The organism is Sphingomonas sp. DMC6 (genome assembly GCF_056314225.1).
Genome location: NZ_JBQUYT010000009.1, coordinates 32,168 through 46,814 on the forward strand (window position 1 = coordinate 32,168; position 14,647 = coordinate 46,814).

Annotated in this window: 24 protein-coding genes; 3 read left to right on the plus strand and 21 right to left on the minus strand. The window is 63.7% G+C overall.

All coding sequences use genetic code 11. From position 1 onward, the window contains the following. Positions 1 to 69 precede the first annotated feature (69 nt). Positions 70 to 495: an organic hydroperoxide resistance protein gene (locus ACT53M_RS17240; RefSeq protein WP_476234972.1), complete on the plus strand. Its 426-nt coding sequence runs from the start codon at positions 70 to 72 to the stop codon at positions 493 to 495. 44 nt (positions 496 to 539) lie between these two features. On the opposite strand, the gene ACT53M_RS17245 is transcribed toward ACT53M_RS17240, so the two are convergent. The 6 genes from ACT53M_RS17245 to ACT53M_RS17270 all read right to left on the minus strand — a co-directional run bounded on the left by ACT53M_RS17245 (position 540) and on the right by ACT53M_RS17270 (position 5,528). Continuing rightward, positions 540 to 956 (minus strand): flagellar basal body rod protein FlgC, encoded by a 417-nt coding sequence (locus ACT53M_RS17245; RefSeq protein ID WP_476234973.1) that lies wholly within the window; start codon positions 954 to 956, stop codon positions 540 to 542. A gap of 162 nt (positions 957 to 1,118) precedes the next feature. After that, the gene (gene rplQ / locus ACT53M_RS17250; RefSeq protein ID WP_476227036.1) at positions 1,119 to 1,541 is read right to left on the minus strand and encodes a 50S ribosomal protein L17; all 423 of its coding nucleotides are present in this window, start codon (positions 1,539 to 1,541) and stop codon (positions 1,119 to 1,121) included. Positions 1,542 to 1,808: 267 nt separating this feature from the next. Beyond that, positions 1,809 to 2,876 (minus strand): DNA-directed RNA polymerase subunit alpha, encoded by a 1,068-nt coding sequence (locus tag ACT53M_RS17255; RefSeq protein WP_476227035.1) that lies wholly within the window; start codon positions 2,874 to 2,876, stop codon positions 1,809 to 1,811. 99 nt (positions 2,877 to 2,975) lie between these two features. Beyond that, positions 2,976 to 3,365 (minus strand): 30S ribosomal protein S11, encoded by a 390-nt coding sequence (gene rpsK / locus ACT53M_RS17260; protein WP_010545745.1) that lies wholly within the window; start codon positions 3,363 to 3,365, stop codon positions 2,976 to 2,978. A 78-nt stretch (positions 3,366 to 3,443) separates the two neighbouring features. Further along, positions 3,444 to 3,812, minus strand: coding sequence for a 30S ribosomal protein S13 (rpsM, locus tag ACT53M_RS17265; RefSeq protein WP_476227034.1), 369 nt, complete (start codon positions 3,810 to 3,812; stop codon positions 3,444 to 3,446). A gap of 639 nt (positions 3,813 to 4,451) precedes the next feature. Beyond that, a complete protein-coding gene (locus ACT53M_RS17270; RefSeq protein ID WP_476234974.1) occupies positions 4,452 to 5,528 on the minus strand; it encodes an alpha/beta fold hydrolase in 1,077 nt (358 codons plus the stop codon). Between the two features lie 149 nt (positions 5,529 to 5,677). Here ACT53M_RS17270 and ACT53M_RS17275 point away from each other — a divergent pair, with 149 nt between their 5' ends. Continuing rightward, the gene (locus ACT53M_RS17275) at positions 5,678 to 5,836 is read left to right on the plus strand and encodes a hypothetical protein (RefSeq protein WP_476234975.1); all 159 of its coding nucleotides are present in this window, start codon (positions 5,678 to 5,680) and stop codon (positions 5,834 to 5,836) included. A 74-nt stretch (positions 5,837 to 5,910) separates the two neighbouring features. Here ACT53M_RS17275 and ACT53M_RS17280 read toward each other — a convergent pair whose 3' ends face one another. The 3 genes from ACT53M_RS17280 to rplO form a co-directional block, all read right to left on the minus strand. Further along, positions 5,911 to 6,564 (minus strand): adenylate kinase, encoded by a 654-nt coding sequence (locus tag ACT53M_RS17280; RefSeq protein WP_476234976.1) that lies wholly within the window; start codon positions 6,562 to 6,564, stop codon positions 5,911 to 5,913. 28 nt (positions 6,565 to 6,592) lie between these two features. Next, positions 6,593 to 7,954, minus strand: a complete 1,362-nt coding sequence (secY, locus tag ACT53M_RS17285; protein ID WP_476234977.1) for a preprotein translocase subunit SecY — start codon at positions 7,952 to 7,954, stop codon at positions 6,593 to 6,595. 216 nt (positions 7,955 to 8,170) lie between these two features. Continuing rightward, the gene (gene rplO, locus ACT53M_RS17290) at positions 8,171 to 8,701 is read right to left on the minus strand and encodes a 50S ribosomal protein L15 (RefSeq protein WP_476234978.1); all 531 of its coding nucleotides are present in this window, start codon (positions 8,699 to 8,701) and stop codon (positions 8,171 to 8,173) included. Positions 8,702 to 8,843: 142 nt separating this feature from the next. Here rplO and ACT53M_RS17295 point away from each other — a divergent pair, with 142 nt between their 5' ends. Then, the gene (locus ACT53M_RS17295; RefSeq protein ID WP_476234980.1) at positions 8,844 to 9,575 is read left to right on the plus strand and encodes a hypothetical protein; all 732 of its coding nucleotides are present in this window, start codon (positions 8,844 to 8,846) and stop codon (positions 9,573 to 9,575) included. Positions 9,576 to 9,784: 209 nt separating this feature from the next. On the opposite strand, the gene rpmD is transcribed toward ACT53M_RS17295, so the two are convergent. The 12 genes from rpmD to rplP form a co-directional block, all read right to left on the minus strand. After that, the gene (gene rpmD, locus ACT53M_RS17300; protein WP_010545738.1) at positions 9,785 to 9,964 is read right to left on the minus strand and encodes a 50S ribosomal protein L30; all 180 of its coding nucleotides are present in this window, start codon (positions 9,962 to 9,964) and stop codon (positions 9,785 to 9,787) included. Positions 9,965 to 9,970: 6 nt separating this feature from the next. Continuing rightward, positions 9,971 to 10,681 (minus strand): 30S ribosomal protein S5, encoded by a 711-nt coding sequence (rpsE, locus tag ACT53M_RS17305; protein WP_476234981.1) that lies wholly within the window; start codon positions 10,679 to 10,681, stop codon positions 9,971 to 9,973. A 2-nt stretch (positions 10,682 to 10,683) separates the two neighbouring features. Further along, positions 10,684 to 11,043, minus strand: coding sequence for a 50S ribosomal protein L18 (rplR, locus tag ACT53M_RS17310; protein ID WP_029623362.1), 360 nt, complete (start codon positions 11,041 to 11,043; stop codon positions 10,684 to 10,686). Then, the gene (gene rplF, locus ACT53M_RS17315) at positions 11,043 to 11,576 is read right to left on the minus strand and encodes a 50S ribosomal protein L6 (protein WP_476227022.1); all 534 of its coding nucleotides are present in this window, start codon (positions 11,574 to 11,576) and stop codon (positions 11,043 to 11,045) included. The genes rplR and rplF overlap by 1 nt, the downstream gene beginning before the upstream one ends. Next, positions 11,576 to 11,971, minus strand: coding sequence for a 30S ribosomal protein S8 (gene rpsH, locus ACT53M_RS17320; protein WP_476227021.1), 396 nt, complete (start codon positions 11,969 to 11,971; stop codon positions 11,576 to 11,578). The genes rplF and rpsH overlap by 1 nt, the downstream gene beginning before the upstream one ends. Positions 11,972 to 11,983: 12 nt before the next feature. Continuing rightward, the gene (gene rpsN, locus ACT53M_RS17325; RefSeq protein ID WP_010545733.1) at positions 11,984 to 12,289 is read right to left on the minus strand and encodes a 30S ribosomal protein S14; all 306 of its coding nucleotides are present in this window, start codon (positions 12,287 to 12,289) and stop codon (positions 11,984 to 11,986) included. 19 nt (positions 12,290 to 12,308) lie between these two features. After that, the gene (gene rplE / locus ACT53M_RS17330) at positions 12,309 to 12,890 is read right to left on the minus strand and encodes a 50S ribosomal protein L5 (RefSeq protein WP_476227020.1); all 582 of its coding nucleotides are present in this window, start codon (positions 12,888 to 12,890) and stop codon (positions 12,309 to 12,311) included. Continuing rightward, positions 12,883 to 13,200: a 50S ribosomal protein L24 gene (rplX, locus tag ACT53M_RS17335; protein WP_476227019.1), complete on the minus strand. Its 318-nt coding sequence runs from the start codon at positions 13,198 to 13,200 to the stop codon at positions 12,883 to 12,885. The genes rplE and rplX overlap by 8 nt, the downstream gene beginning before the upstream one ends. Further along, complete coding sequence (gene rplN, locus ACT53M_RS17340) at positions 13,200 to 13,568, minus strand: 50S ribosomal protein L14 (RefSeq protein ID WP_019369682.1); 369 nt, start codon at positions 13,566 to 13,568, stop codon at positions 13,200 to 13,202. Before rplN ends, rplX begins: the two co-directional genes overlap by 1 nt. A gap of 142 nt (positions 13,569 to 13,710) precedes the next feature. Beyond that, complete coding sequence (rpsQ, locus tag ACT53M_RS17345; protein ID WP_010545729.1) at positions 13,711 to 13,977, minus strand: 30S ribosomal protein S17; 267 nt, start codon at positions 13,975 to 13,977, stop codon at positions 13,711 to 13,713. 13 nt (positions 13,978 to 13,990) lie between these two features. Beyond that, positions 13,991 to 14,194 carry a 50S ribosomal protein L29 gene (gene rpmC, locus ACT53M_RS17350; protein WP_476227018.1) on the minus strand — a complete coding sequence of 68 codons (204 nt, stop codon included), beginning with the start codon at positions 14,192 to 14,194 and terminating at the stop codon, positions 13,991 to 13,993. A gap of 5 nt (positions 14,195 to 14,199) precedes the next feature. After that, positions 14,200 to 14,631 carry a 50S ribosomal protein L16 gene (gene rplP / locus ACT53M_RS17355; RefSeq protein ID WP_476227017.1) on the minus strand — a complete coding sequence of 144 codons (432 nt, stop codon included), beginning with the start codon at positions 14,629 to 14,631 and terminating at the stop codon, positions 14,200 to 14,202. Positions 14,632 to 14,647: the final 16 nt, after the last annotated feature.

Sequence of the window (14,647 nt, forward strand, 5' to 3'; positions counted from 1 at the left end):
GAACGGCCTCCTATTTAGTAATTTATCGCGATAATTATTATCGCAAACTCTTTGTCGAAAGGAACCCGCATGTCAGTCGATGTGAAGTACACCACCCAGGCAACCGCAAGCGGCGGACGCGACGGCAGCGCCCGCTCGGCGGATGGCGTGCTTGAGGTGAAGCTGTCGACGCCGAAGGAACTGGGCGGCGCCGGCGGCGATGGCACCAACCCTGAACAGCTGTTCGCCGCGGGCTATTCGGCCTGCTTCATCGGCGCGCTGAAGGCAGTGGGTGCCGGCATGAAGATCAAGGTGCCGGCTGATGTGAAGGTCACCGCGACGGTGGGCATCGGCCCGCGTTCCGAAGGTGGCTTCGGCATCACCGCCGATCTGCTGGTCGACCTGCCGGGCATGGAGCGTGCGGAAGCGCAGAATCTGGTCGATGCTGCCCACCAAGTCTGTCCCTATTCGAACGCCACCCGCAACAATGTCGATGTCGGCCTGAAGCTGGCCTGACGCCCCCTTCCCTGCCCCTGCGGCCCAGCCGCGGGGGCGCCGGATCAGGCGCGCCTGTCGACCAGCGTGCCTTCCATCTGGTTCGCGGTGCGGATTACCGCGAGGTTGGCGCGGTAGGCAGACAATGCCTTGCGCTGCTCGGCATCCTCGGCGGCATAGTCGACATCCGGGGCGGCGACCATGCCGTCGTCATCGGCATCGCGGGAATCGGGATCATAGCGGTTGGTGACGCCGGGCACCGCCGGTACCGGGCGCGCATTCACCCCGCCCCCGGCCACCGCCGCCTGATAGACCATCACCGGCTGATAAGCGCTGTTCGCCACCCGCCCCGCCGCATTTGCCGCGGCCACTGCCTTGGGCGTCTCGCCGGTGGTGTTGGCGTTGGCGACGTTCTGGGCGCTGGCGTTCAGGCGCGTCACGCTGGCCTGCAGGCCCGAATAGCCGATATTGGCGGCGATCATGACAGGCGCCTTTCAAGGTCCATGGTGCAGGATCGCACAAACCTGCTTACGGCCCGGTTGCGGCAAAGCGTAAACGGCGCGCACGGCATCTTCCCGCCCCCCAGACAAAAATGGCGGCCGCTGCATGCGACCGCCATTCTATTTTGGGTTCGATCGGGCCGATCAGGCGGCTTCGTCGAAATCCTCGTCCGAGATCACCGGACCCGAGTCCTGGCCCTTGGCCGAAACGTCGCGGTCGACGAACTCGATGATCGCCATCGGCGAGGCGTCCGAGGCGCGGATGCCGGCCTTGATGATGCGGGTGTAGCCGCCGTTGCGATCGGCATAGCGCGCGGCCAGCACATCGAACAGCTTCACCAGCTGCGCGTCGTCGAGCAGACGGGCATGCGCCAGACGACGGTTCGACAGGCCACCCTTCTTGGCGAGGGTGATCAGCTTTTCGACGTACGGACGCAGTTCCTTCGCCTTGGCGAGGGTGGTGGTGATCTGCTCGTGCTTGATCAGCGCGGCCGACATGTTGCGGAACAGCGCGGCGCGATGGGCCGAGGTACGCTGCAGCTTACGACCGCCATAACGATGACGCATGATATTCTTCCCTTCGTTCGTCAGGGGGCCGTCTTACGGAACCCCAAGCCAGGCGGTGCGAAACGGGCCACCGCCCAAAACCCGAAGTTTAGGAAGTTCAGGCGTAAACCCAACTTCCGAGGCCGAAGTTTAGGAAGTTTAGGCTTGTGCCAGACTTCCCGGACTGGCCGCCGCGGCAAAGCCGCGTCGTCGGTCGGAGCCTGTGGCCCCGCCGGCCGGGCCTCGCGATCCACCCGGGATTAGCGACGCTAATCCCGGACGCGAGGCTCAGCCCATGATCTCCTGCTCGAGCTTCTTGGCCATTTCCTCGATATTCTCGGGCGGCCAGCCCGGGATTTCCATGCCCAGGCGCAGGCCCATGCTGGAGAGGACTTCCTTGATCTCGTTGAGCGACTTGCGGCCAAAGTTCGGCGTGCGCAGCATCTCGGCTTCGGTCTTCTGGACCAGATCGCCGATATAGATGATGTTGTCGTTCTTGAGGCAGTTGGCCGAACGCACCGACAGTTCGAGCTCGTCGACCTTCTTGAGCAGATAGCGGTTGATCTGCGCGGTATCGCCCGCGCCACCTTCCGCCGGAGCCGCCGCCGGCGCCATGCCGACCGGCGCAGCGCGCGTCACCGACGAATCGTCGAAATGGACGAACAGCGCCAGCTGGTCCTGCAGGATGCGCGCGGCATAAGCGAGCGCGTCCTCGGGAGCCACGGTGCCGTCGGTCTCGATCGTCAGCGTCAGCTTGTCGTAATCGAGTTCCTGGCCGACGCGGGTGTTCTCGACCTTGTACGACACCTGACGAACCGGGCTGAACAGCGCATCAACCGGGATCAGGCCGATCGGTGCATCGGCCGGACGGTTCGACGTGGCGGGGACATAGCCCTTGCCCACATCGGCGGTCAGTTCCATGTTCAGCGTCGCGCCATCGTCGAGATGGCAGATCACCAGATCCGGGTTCATCACTTCGATGTCGCCCGAAACCGCGATGTCGCCAGCCTTGACTTCCGCCGGGCCGGTTGCCGAAAGCTGCAGACGCTTCGGGCCTTCGCCCTGCATCTTCAGCGCGATCTGCTTCACGTTGAGGACGATGTCCGTCACGTCCTCACGCACGCCGGCGAGCGACGAGAATTCGTGCAGAACGTTCTCGATCTTGATCGAGGTGACTGCCGCGCCCTGGAGCGACGACAGCAGCACGCGACGCAGCGCGTTGCCCAGCGTCAGGCCGAAGCCCCGCTCCAGCGGTTCCGCGACAAAGGTCGACTTGCGCTTGGGATCGCCACCGGGCTTCTTCTCGAGGCCGTTGGGCTTCTTGAGTTCCTGCCAGTTCTTAGCGTTGACCGACACGGGCTTTCCTCATGTTGGGCAGGGGTGAGGCTTCCCCCGCCAGGTAACTACTGCAGGACCGCAGACCCGCCTCAGGGCCTGCGGCACCAGCAGGACGTATCAGACGCGACGGCGCTTCGACGGACGCACGCCGTTATGCGGGATCGGCGTCACGTCGCGGATCGAAGTGATCTGGAAGCCGACCGCCTGCAGCGCGCGAAGCGCCGACTCGCGGCCCGAACCCGGACCCTTCACTTCCACTTCGAGCGTGCGCACGCCGTGCTCGGCAGCCTTGCGGCCGGCGTCTTCGGCGGCGACCTGGGCGGCGTACGGGGTCGACTTGCGCGAGCCCTTGAAGCCCATCATGCCAGCCGACGACCAGCTGATCGCATTGCCCTGCGCGTCGGTGATCGTGATCATGGTGTTGTTGAAGCTGGCGTTCACATGGGCGACGCCGGCGGTGATGTTCTTGCGCTCGCGACGGCGAATGCGCTGCGGTTCACGTGCCATTTGGAAATTCCTGACCTTGAAGCTTGATGCCTGGAGGCTCGGGGCCTCAGGGGAAGAAGAGCGCGCTGGAAGCGCGGCTTACTTCTTCTTGCCTGCGATCGGCTTGGCCTTACCCTTGCGGGTGCGCGCATTGGTGTGCGTGCGCTGGCCGCGGACCGGCAGACCCTTGCGGTGACGCAGGCCGCGATAGCAGGCCAGGTCCATCAGGCGCTTGATGTTCATCGCGACTTCGCGACGAAGATCACCTTCCACGGTGTAGCCGGCGTCGATCGTCTCGCGGATCTGCAGCACTTCCTGATCGCTCAGGTCCTGCACGCGGCGCTCCGGCGAGATGCCCAGCTTCTCGGTGATTTCCTTGGCCTTGGCCGCGCCAATGCCGTGGATATACTGCAGCGCGATAACGACGCGCTTGTTGGTCGGGATGTTAACACCCGCAATACGTGCCATGAACCTTGTTCTCCCAGCTCCACAGGGCGCCGCATGGCAGCAGCACCCCATCTCGTAGCGTTGACTTCCGAAATGCAGCGGCACGACGGGCGCACAACGGCGCCGCCGGGTTTCACTATCTCGGAAGATGGGCGACATATGCCGCCGCAGGCGCTGAGTCAAGCGCTGCGGAGGGAGAAAGCCAGAACCGGATTCATACACCATGGTTCCCGCCGCGCCAAGCATGGCTGCGCCGGCAGCGGCGACATGCGTCCCATTTCGGATAAGGCGGTGGGGTGGTGACGCGGGGCGCGGGCTGAATGGCTGGCGGTGGTGGAGAAGCGCCGTGTCAGACCGTGACCACCGCCTGAAGTTTAGGAAGTTCAGGCATGCACGCGTTTCGGCAGGGATCGCGACGAGACCGCGCGCGGATGCGAAGTTTAGGAAGTTTAGGCTCACGCGCGTATGTGCGCGAGGGCAGACGGGTGTTGATCGGACAAGTTCAAAGAGCGGCACATTGTGGTACGCGATGCAAACATATAGAGAACATTTCGAGATCGACAAGGGTTTGTGGAGCGTCTGAAGGTGGTGGATTGCGGTTCCACGGCGCTGCGAACGGTGAATCCTCTATGCAGATGTATGGTGGGGCTTCGCCTCTCTTCAACGCGTCTCCCCCGCCGAGGCGATAGCTCGGACCCGAGTCATCAGCACCCGCAATTGTGCGTCGATCATCGTCACGTTGGGGTCATGCCCGGTCCGCGGCAGGAGCAGAAATTCCTTCGCCGGAGCGGAGATGCTGTTGAAGTAGGCCTCGCTGATCTCCCGCGGTGTGACCAGATCCTCCTCGCCCTGCAGGAGATAAACCGGCACGGCGAAGCGGGTTCCCAATTTCCGCAGGTCGATCTTTGGGCCCATTCCGTCACCGGAGAGCCCGACAAAGTTCAGGAACGAATAATCTTCTCCGGCCTCATAGGCAGCCCGGTAGTCCTGCGTGTCATATTCAGGAGCGAACTTGAACCAGTCGTCGGGTGCCGGATCGGTGCGCATGGCTTCGTACTTGCGCGTGATACGCCTCAGGATCCCGAAATTGTGCGGGTCGAACCAGGGTGGTGGCCCAATCCTCGCCAGCTTGCCGATCGCGTCCGCATCGCCGGCGGCCTGCGCCAGCTTCAGGGTGTGCGCATAGCTCGAGGCCATGTCCTCCTGATAATTGACCAATTGCGCAGTGCCGACATAGGCGTGGAACAGGTCCGGAGCTGCCATGACCATGTTGACGGCCAATGCGGAGCCCCAGGATCCGCCCATCACGATGACCCTGCGCTTCCCCAGCCGCTGCGCCGCATAGCGGGCGACCTCGATACCGTCCTGCGTGAGCCGTTCCATGGTCAAGGCGTCGTTATTGGCGGGCTTGCTTGCGGCGTAGGTTTTGCCCGACCCGCGCTGGTCCCACTGGACGACCGTGAAATTCCGCGTCCAGCCTCCGAACAGCTTGTGCGCGAAAGGCGTGTTGGGATTGCCTGGCCCGCCATGGACAATCAGGACCACGGGATTGCTGCAATCCTGCCCCTCGATCACGATCCACTGGCGGATGCCGCCGATCTGGACCAGACCTGACTCGTCGACAGGCATTTTCTGTGCGCGGCAAGCGGCGTTCAGCGCTGCCTTTTCAGGCTGCGCGGCACCCAATCCCGGCGCCAGCACAAGCAAAGCCGCGATAACCATCCAGAAACGCTTCATTTTCCCTCTTCGCCGGCCATTGGCTGCCGCAACCAAATGGTCTCTTCCCCCGCCTTGGCGACGCTCGTTCACTGTGCTGCCTATAGGTTTCACGAGACACACGATAGCGGGCCATTGCGAGGTCCGCTATCGGCGTTGCCTGAGCAAAGATGAATGACTGCAACTGGGGCGGTAAGCGGACAAGGGGCTCTTGGCAGCAAGCCGACTCCGGACCTTATCCGGTGCCCAAACCGACGGACCCGATCAACGCCACCTTCGACGAGCCGACGCTGGTCCCCAATCCTGATGCGCCCGGCGGCGGGGCGTAAGCCGAGGGCGCCCAATAAATCCCCGCAAACAAAAAGGGCGGGGTCTCCCCCGCCCTTCCTGTTATCCTTGGCCGTTATCCCTGCCCGTCGAGCACTGCGGCGATCTGCCGGGTGACTTCGTCGATATCGGCCATGCCGTCGACGCGGCGGACCAGTCCCTTTGCCTCGTAGAAAGGCAGGATCGGCGCGGTCTTGGCGCGGTATTCGGCCATGCGGGTGCGCACCGTTTCGGCATTGTCGTCGGGACGGCGCTTGAACTCGGTGGAGCCGCACACGTCGCACACGCCCGCCACCTTGGGCTGCTTGTACTTGTCGTGATAGCCTTCGCCGCACTTGGCGCAGGTGAAGCGGCCCTCGACGCGCTCGACCAGCGCCTCTTCGTCGACGACCAGCTCGATCACATAATCGAGCTTGCGGCCGCGTTCGCTGAGCAGGGCGTCAAGCGATTCCGCCTGGGCCACGGTGCGCGGATAGCCGTCGAAGATCGCGCCTGCCTCGGTATCGGCCATGTCGAGCCGCTCGCCGATGATGCCGGAGACGATGTCGTCGGACACCAGCTCGCCGGCTTCCATCACTGCCTTGGCCTTCAGGCCCGTCGGCGTGCCCGCCTTTACCGCGGCGCGCAGCATGTCGCCGGTGGAAAGCTGCACCATGCCGCGCCCGGTTTCGAGCAGCTTTGCCTGGGTGCCCTTGCCTGCGCCCGGCGGGCCCAACAGGATGATATTCAACGCAAACCTCCCCAGAACAGCCGGCGCCTCAGCGCATCCGGCCCTTGAGCTTCGCCTTCTTGATCAGGTCGCCATACTGATGCGCCAGCAAGTGCGACTGAATCTGCGTCACCGTGTCCATGGTTACGTTGACCACGATCAGAAGGCTAGTGCCGCCCATCAGGAACGGGATGCTCATCGCCGAAAAGGCCCATTCCGGCACCAGGCAGATGATCGTCAGATAGGCCGCGCCGATCACGGTGATGCGGGCGAGGACGTAATCGAAATAGAGCTCGGTGTTCTTGCCCGGGCGGATGCCGGGGATGAAACCGCCATAGCGCTTCAGATTGTCCGCCGTCTCTTCCGGATTGAACACCACGGCGGTGTAGAAGAAGGAGAAGAAGATGATGCCGGCGGCATAGAGCGACATGTAGATCGGCGAGCCGTGGCGCAGCCAGATGTTCAGGTTGCTGATCAGGTCGCCCCACCAGCTGTCGCCCGACGCGGCCTTGCCGGCGAACTGGGTGATCGTCAGCGGCAGCAGCAGCAGCGACGAGGCGAAGATCGGCGGGATCACGCCGGCGGTGTTGAGCTTGAGCGGCAGATGGCTGCGCTCGGCCTGGACGCCGCGTGCGGTCTGGCGCTTCGGATACTGGATCAGGATGCGGCGCTGGGCACGCTCCATGAAGCAGATGAACAGCACGAGCAGCGCGACGCCGACGATCACCAGGATCAGGCGCAGCGGGTCGATCGAGCCCGAACGGCCGCTTTCGAACAGCTGGACCAGCGTGACCGGCAGGCGGGCGACGATGCCGGCCATGATGATCAGCGAAATGCCGTTGCCGATGCCGCGGCTGGTGATCTGCTCGCCCAGCCACATCAGGAACATGGTGCCGCCGATCAGGCTGACCACGGCGGTGGCGGTGAAGGCGATACCGGGCTCGACCACCGGGCTCAGGCCCTTGGCGGCGCCGGCGGCTTCAAGCCCCTGCACCAGGAAGAAGCCCTGCACGGCCGTCAGCGCAACCGTGCCGTAGCGGGTGTACTGGTTCAGCCGCTTGCGGCCGCTCTCGCCTTCCTTCTTGATGGCGGCGAGCTGGGGCGACAGCGTGCTGGCAAGCTGCACGACGATCGACGCGGTGATATAGGGCATCACGCCCATCGCCACGATCGACATGCGCGACAGCGCGCCGCCCGTGAAATTGTTGAAGAAATCGAGCACGCCGCCCTGGGTCTGCTGCGCGAGCAGGCCGAGCTGGGTGGGATCGATGCCGGGCAGCGGCACATAGCTCAGCATCCGGAACACGATCAGCGCGCCGAGGGTGAACCACAGGCGCTTCTTGAGGTCGGTGGCCTGGCTGAACTTCGCCAGGTTGATGCTGGAGGCCAGCTGGTCGGCTGCGGATGCCATTTCGTATCTTCGTCCCGGAGTTGTGACGGGCGCTCCCCCGCCCTGCGGGGATGCATATAGGGCTTGTGCGCGGCTTGTCTAATAGCGGGCGCGGAAATCCCGATCGCCCTGAGCTTGTCGAAGGGCCGTTTTTCTGTGGACGAAGAAGAAAGAACGGCCTTTGGGCAAGCCCAGCACGAAGGAAGGCGGAGCCAGCGGCCCCGCCTTCGCCTTTCGTCAGCCCTGCTTGGCGGCCTTGGCGGCGGCCTGCGCGGTGCGGTGCTTCGCCTTGTGCTTCTCGGCGGCCGGCACGACCTCGATCACGGTGACGGTGCCGCCAGCCTTCTCGATGGCCTCACGGGCCGAACCCGACACGCCGGCAACGGTGAAGTTCAGCTTCGCGGTCAGTTCGCCCTTGGCGAGGATGCGGACGCCGTCCTTACCGCCACGGGCCAGGCCAGCGGCCTTCAGCGCGGTGTGGTCGATGTCGGTCGCGGTCAGCTTGCCGGCGTCGACGGCCTTCTGGATCGCGCCCAGATTCACTTCGGCATAATCCTTGGCGAAGATGTTGTTGAAGCCACGCTTCGGCAGACGCATGTGGAGCGGCATCTGACCGCCCTCGAAGCCGTTGATCGAAACGCCTTCGCGGCTCTTCTGACCCTTGACGCCGCGGCCGCCGGTCTTGCCCTTGCCGGAACCGATACCACGGCCGACACGGATGCGGCGATGACGGGCGCCCTGGTTGTCGTTGAGTTCGTTCAGCTTCATGATGTGTGCACTCGCTTTCGCTTTTGTCGCGCGTTGATAGGAAGCGCGGGCTCATAGCGGCGTGCAGGGGGAATGTCGACTCTCAATTCCACGGACACCGTCAGTCTGGTTATGCATCCTTCGCAGGAGCACAGGAAAGCAAATGAACTCCCGAACGAAAGACGGCACCGACGACACAAACGCCCAGCCACAGCCGAGCGTACATCCGAATGCACGCGCCGACCTTTTCGTGTTTCAGGCATTCGATCCGGTTACGCTGACCGTATGCGCGGAATGGCGTGTCCACATCGGCGATGTCACTCGCCTAAAGGCGCTGCTGGGACCGGAAAGCGAGGACGATCCCGGTCTGACATGCCTCTACGAAGATCTGACTGAACACGACCTCTGCGCGATCGGAGCGCTTTGCCTTCCTCCGATCGTCCCCGACCCGATTTTCACCGGGCTTTGCCGACCCATGACTGGGTTCGATGCAATTCCATATCTGATCCACACGAACTTCGAGCTGCCGCTGATGCTGGAAGGACGAAAGCCCTTGGCGGTCTTCGGCGATGCCTATCCGTCCGACTGGTTCGACGCATTTCTCGCGCCATTCGAACCCTTTGTCGCGTCGGGTCGGATCATTCGCCGGATTATTGATGTTCCAATGCCCGGCCTCAAGCAGCGCCGCCCGGAACTGGAAGGAATGCGGCACGTCTACTTCGCCCTTCCGGGAGAAGAGTGGCGCATCGACGCCTATATCGACCGGATCGTCAACCGGACTGGCGACTGGAACGACGACCTCGAGCGTCTTCAAGGCACGCTGCTGGGATACGAAGACTGGCAGAATGACTGGTGGATCGCACAGCGCGCCCAGCGCAGAAGTGCGCAGGGCTGACGCGCGGGCCAAAATCGATTCGACCGGCATCGCCCTCTTACCACCAAACACCACTTGCTGGCGTAAGCGCTGAAGCCTCGCCCGCCGCTAAAGCGAACCGGATGCAACGCAGCGCATACGTATCAATCACGCAAGACCCCAAAACGAAAAAGGGCGGTGGTTGCCCACCGCCCTTTTCCTATTTCACCGGTTCAAGCGAACCGAAGGCCTCAGCCCTCGATCACTTCCACCATGTGCGGCAGCTTGCGGATCATGCCGCGGACCTCGGGGGTATCCTCGAGCTCCGAAACCTTGTGCATCTTGTTGAGGCCAAGGCCGATCAGCGTTGCGCGCTGATCCTTGGTGCGGCGGATCGGCGAGCCGATCTGCTTGATCTTGATCTTCGCCATGATCGATTACTCCGTGACGGCCGCTGCGTCCGCCTCGGCGGTCTGCGAACCACCGCGGCCGAGCAGGTCGGCGATCTTCTTGCCACGACGCTGTGCGACCGACTTCGGCGAAGTCTGCTCACCCAGTGCCTCGAACGTGGCGCGGATCATGTTGTACGGGTTCGAGGTGCCGACCGACTTGGTCACCACATCGGCAACGCCCAGCGACTCGAAGATCGCGCGCATCGGGCCGCCGGCGATGATGCCGGTACCCTGCGGTGCCGAACGGACGGTCACGCGGCCTGCGCCGAAATGCCCGTTGCCGTCATGGTGCAGCGTGCGGCCTTCCTTCAGCGGAACGCGAACCATCGCCTTCTTGGCCGAAGCGGTAGCCTTCGAGATGGCTTCCGGCACTTCACGCGCCTTGCCATGGCCGAAGCCGACACGGCCCTTGCCGTCGCCGACGACGACGAGCGCGGCGAAGCCGAAGCGCTTACCACCCTTCACCGTCTTCGAGACGCGGTTGATGTGGACGAGCTTCTCGATCAGCTCCTCGCCCTGTTCCTCGGCGTTGCGACGGTCGTCGCGACGGCCACGGCCGTCACGGCCCCGGCCACCACGCTCGCCGCGCTCACCGCCACGGCCACCGCGGCCGCCACGGCCACCGCGATTGCCCTGCTCCTGGCCGGCGTCCTGCGCCTCGACCGGAGCTTCGGTCGTGTTGATTTCGTCGGCCATCTTTAGAACTCCAATCCGCTCTCACGCGCGGCTTCCGCCAGCGCCTTGACGCGACCATGGTAGAGGAAGCCACCGCGGTCGAAGACGACCTGGGTGATGCCGGCGGCCTTGGCGGCCTCGGCAACGCGCTTGCCCACTTCCTGCGCTGCGGCGATCGTGGCACCGGTCTGGCCGCGCACGTCCTTTTCGAGCGTGGAGGCAGAGGCAACGGTGCGACCTGCGGCGTCGTCGATCACCTGGGCATAGATGTGCTTGCCCGAGCGATGGATCGACAGACGAGGACGGCCACCGGCACGCGCACGAAGCGCGGTGCGGTTGCGGCGACGACGCTTTTCGAAAAGCGAAAGACCCTTGGTGCTGATCACTTCTTCTTCCCTTCCTTGCGGAAGATGAATTCGCCATCGTACTTGATGCCCTTGCCCTTATAGGGCTCCGGCTTGCGCCAACGGCGGATTTCCGCGGCCACCTGGCCGACCTTCTGCTTGTCGATGCCCGAGATCTCGACCGTGGTCTGATCCGGCGTCTTGATCTCGATCCCTTCCGGGATGTCGAAATTGACGTCGTGCGAATAGCCGAGCTGCAGCTTCAGCACCTTGCCCTGGGCAGCGGCGCGGTAGCCCACGCCGGTGATCAGCAGCTTCTTCGAGAAGCCGGTGGTCACGCCGGTGACGAGGTTCTGCACCAGCGTACGCTGCATGCCCCAGAAGGCACGGGCGCGCTTGGTGTCGTTCGCCGGCTGCACCGAAATGCCGCCTTCGACCATCTCGTACTTGATGTCGTCGGCGAGCGGCATGGTGAGGGTGCCCTTCGGCCCCTTCACCGAGATCTGCCCGCCGTCGATGTTCGCGGTCACGCCCGCAGGGACGGTAACCGGCTTTTTGCCGATGCGGCTCATCAGAACACCTCCGCCAGCACTTCGCCGCCGACATTCTGTTCGCGCGCTTCCGCGTCGGACAGAACGCCGCGAGGCGTCGAGACGATCGTGATGCCCAGGCCGTTGCGAACGCGCGGAAGTTCCTGCGCGCCCGAATAGATGCGGCGGCCCGGCTTCGAGATGCGCGCGACGTGCTTGATCGCCGGCTGGCCCTCGAAATACTTCAGCTCGATGCGGATGCCGGCCGCGGGGCCCATCTGCTCTTCGCTGTAACCACGGATATAGCCCTCGCGCTGGAGCACGTCGAGAACGCGGGCACGCAGCTTCGACGCGGGCGTCAGGACGCTGTCCTTGCGCGCACGCTGGCCGTTGCGGATGCGGGTGAGCATATCACCCAGGGGATCGGTCACTGCCATCTTGCGTGTCCTTTACCAGCTCGACTTCGTGACACCCGGGATCAGGCCCTTGTTGGCCAGATCGCGCAGCATGACACGTGCGAGACGGAACTTGCGGTAATAAGCGCGGGGACGGCCCGTCAGCTCGCACCGGTTGCGAATGCGGGTCGGGTTCCCGTTGCGGGGAATCTCGGCCATCTTGAGACGAGCGATAAGACGCTCGGTCTCATCCAGGCTCTCGTCATTCGCAATTGCCTTCAGCTTCGCATACTTGCCGGCGTACTTCTTCACCAGCTGCTTGCGACGCTCGTTCTTGTTGATCGAACTCAGTTTCGCCATGACTTAAGTTCTCTTTCCCTTACGCTGCCTTGGCCTGATCGGCCTGCTGCCCCGTGAAGGGGAAGCCGAAGAGACGGAGCAGCTCACGGGCTTCCTCGTCGGTCTTCGCGGTGGTGGTGACGATCACGTCCATGCCGCGCACCTTGTCGATGCGGTCATAGTTGATTTCCGGGAACACGAGCTGTTCCTTCAGGCCGCAGGCATAATTGCCACGGCCGTCGAACGACTTCGGGTTCAGACCGCGAAAGTCGCGGACGCGCGGAAGCGCGATCGTGATGAAACGGTCGAGGAATTCGTACATGCGCTCGCGGCGAAGGGTGACCTTCGCGCCGATCGGCATGCCTTCACGCAGCTTGAACTGCGCGATCGACTTCTTCGCCTTGGTGACGACGGGCTTTTGCCCCGCGATCAGTTCCATTTCAGAAGCGGCCTGCTCGACCTTCTTCTTGTCCTGGGTGGCTTCGCCAACGCCCATGTTCAGCACGATCTTTTCGATGCGCGGAACTTCCATGACGTTCTTGTAGCCGAACTTCTCGGTCATCGCCTTTGCGATCTGCTCGTCATAGAGCTTGCGCAGGCGGGGGACGTACTTGTCAGCCATTGATGACCTCCCCGGTCTTGACGGCGACGCGAACCTTCTTGCCGTCGCGGGTTTCAAAGCGGACGCGGGTGGCCTTGCCGTCGGCGGTCACGTGCGCGACCTTCGAGACATGCAGCGGCGCTTCGGTGCGCACCAGACCACCCTGGGGATCGCCCTGGGTCGGCTTCTTGTGGCGCACGGCGATGTTCACGCCGGCGACGACGACCTTGTCGTCCTTCGGCAGCGACTTGACGACTTCACCGGTCTTGCCCTTGTCCTTGCCGGACAGGACGATGACCTGGTCGCCCTTCTTGATCTTGGCAGCAGCCATCACAGCACCTCGGGGGCGAGCGAAATGATCTTCATGAAGCCCTTCGAGCGAAGCTCGCGGACCACCGGGCCAAAGATACGGGTGCCGATCGGCTCCTCGTTCTTGTTGACCAGCACAGCGGCGTTGCCGTCGAAACGGATCACCGAACCGTCGGCGCGACGGATGTCCTTCGCCGTACGGACGATCACCGCGCGGTGCACGTCGCCCTTCTTCACCTTGCCGCGGGGAGCGGCTTCCTTGATGCTGACGACGATAACGTCGCCCACGCCGGCGAAGCGACGCTTCGACCCGCCCAGCACCTTGATGCACTGCACCCGCTTCGCGCCGCTGTTGTCTGCGACGTCGAGATTGGACTGCATCTGGATCATCGATCCGGTTCCTTCTCGTTTGGCCTGCCGGGACGCGCCCGGTGGTTCCGTTTCTAATGCGTCACCCCGGCCTGCCGGCCGGGGCACCAAAGCGGCGGCCTATGACCGCAACTTGAGTTCTCGGCAAGAGCCGAGATGACGATTATGCGTCGACCGTGTTCGGCGTCGCGTGGGTATCAACCCGCCCGATCACCTTCCAGGTCTTCAGCTTGGAGATCGGCGCAGTCTCTTCGATGCGCACGGTCTCGCCGGCCTTGTACTCGTTCGCCTCGTCATGGGCGTGGTACTTCTTCGAGCGACGGATGATCTTCCCGTAGAGCGGGTGCTTCACCTTACGCTCCACCAGAACCACCACGGTCTTGTCGCCCTTGTCCGAGACGATGTTCCCGGTCAGCACGCGCTTCGGCATGGTCTCGGTCCTCTTACTTCGCAGCCGAGCGCGAGCGCTCGTTCTGCAGCGTCTTGATACGGGCGATGTCGCGACGCACTTCACGCACGCGGCTCGACTTCTCGAGCTGGCTGGTGGCGGCCTGGAAGCGCAGGTTGAACTGCTCGCGCTTCAGGTTGCCCAGCTGCTCGGCGAGCTGGTCGTCGGTGTTCGCCCGAAGGTCGGTTGCCTTGGTCATTTCTATCAGCCCTCCAGGTGCGACGTGTCGCCGAGGCGAGCGACGACCTTGGTCTTGATCGGCAGCTTCATCGCAGCGCGCTCGAACGCTTCCGCAGCGAGCTGGCCGGGAACGCCGTCCAGTTCGAACAGGATGCGGCCGGGCTTGACGCGGGCCACCCAGAATTCCGGCGAACCCTTGCCCGAGCCCATGCGGACTTCGGCGGGCTTCGACGAAACGGGGACGTCCGGGAAGATGCGGATCCACAAACGGCCCTGACGCTTGATGTGGCGGGTGATCGCGCGGCGAGCCGCTTCGATCTGGCGGGCGGTGATCCGCTCCGGCTCCATCGCCTTCAGGCCATAGGCGCCGAAGTTGAGCGCGGTGCCACCCTTGGCGTCGCCATGGATGCGGCCCTTGAAGGCCTTGCGGAACTTGGTGCGCTTCGGTTGCAGCATGGTTCTGTCCTAGTCC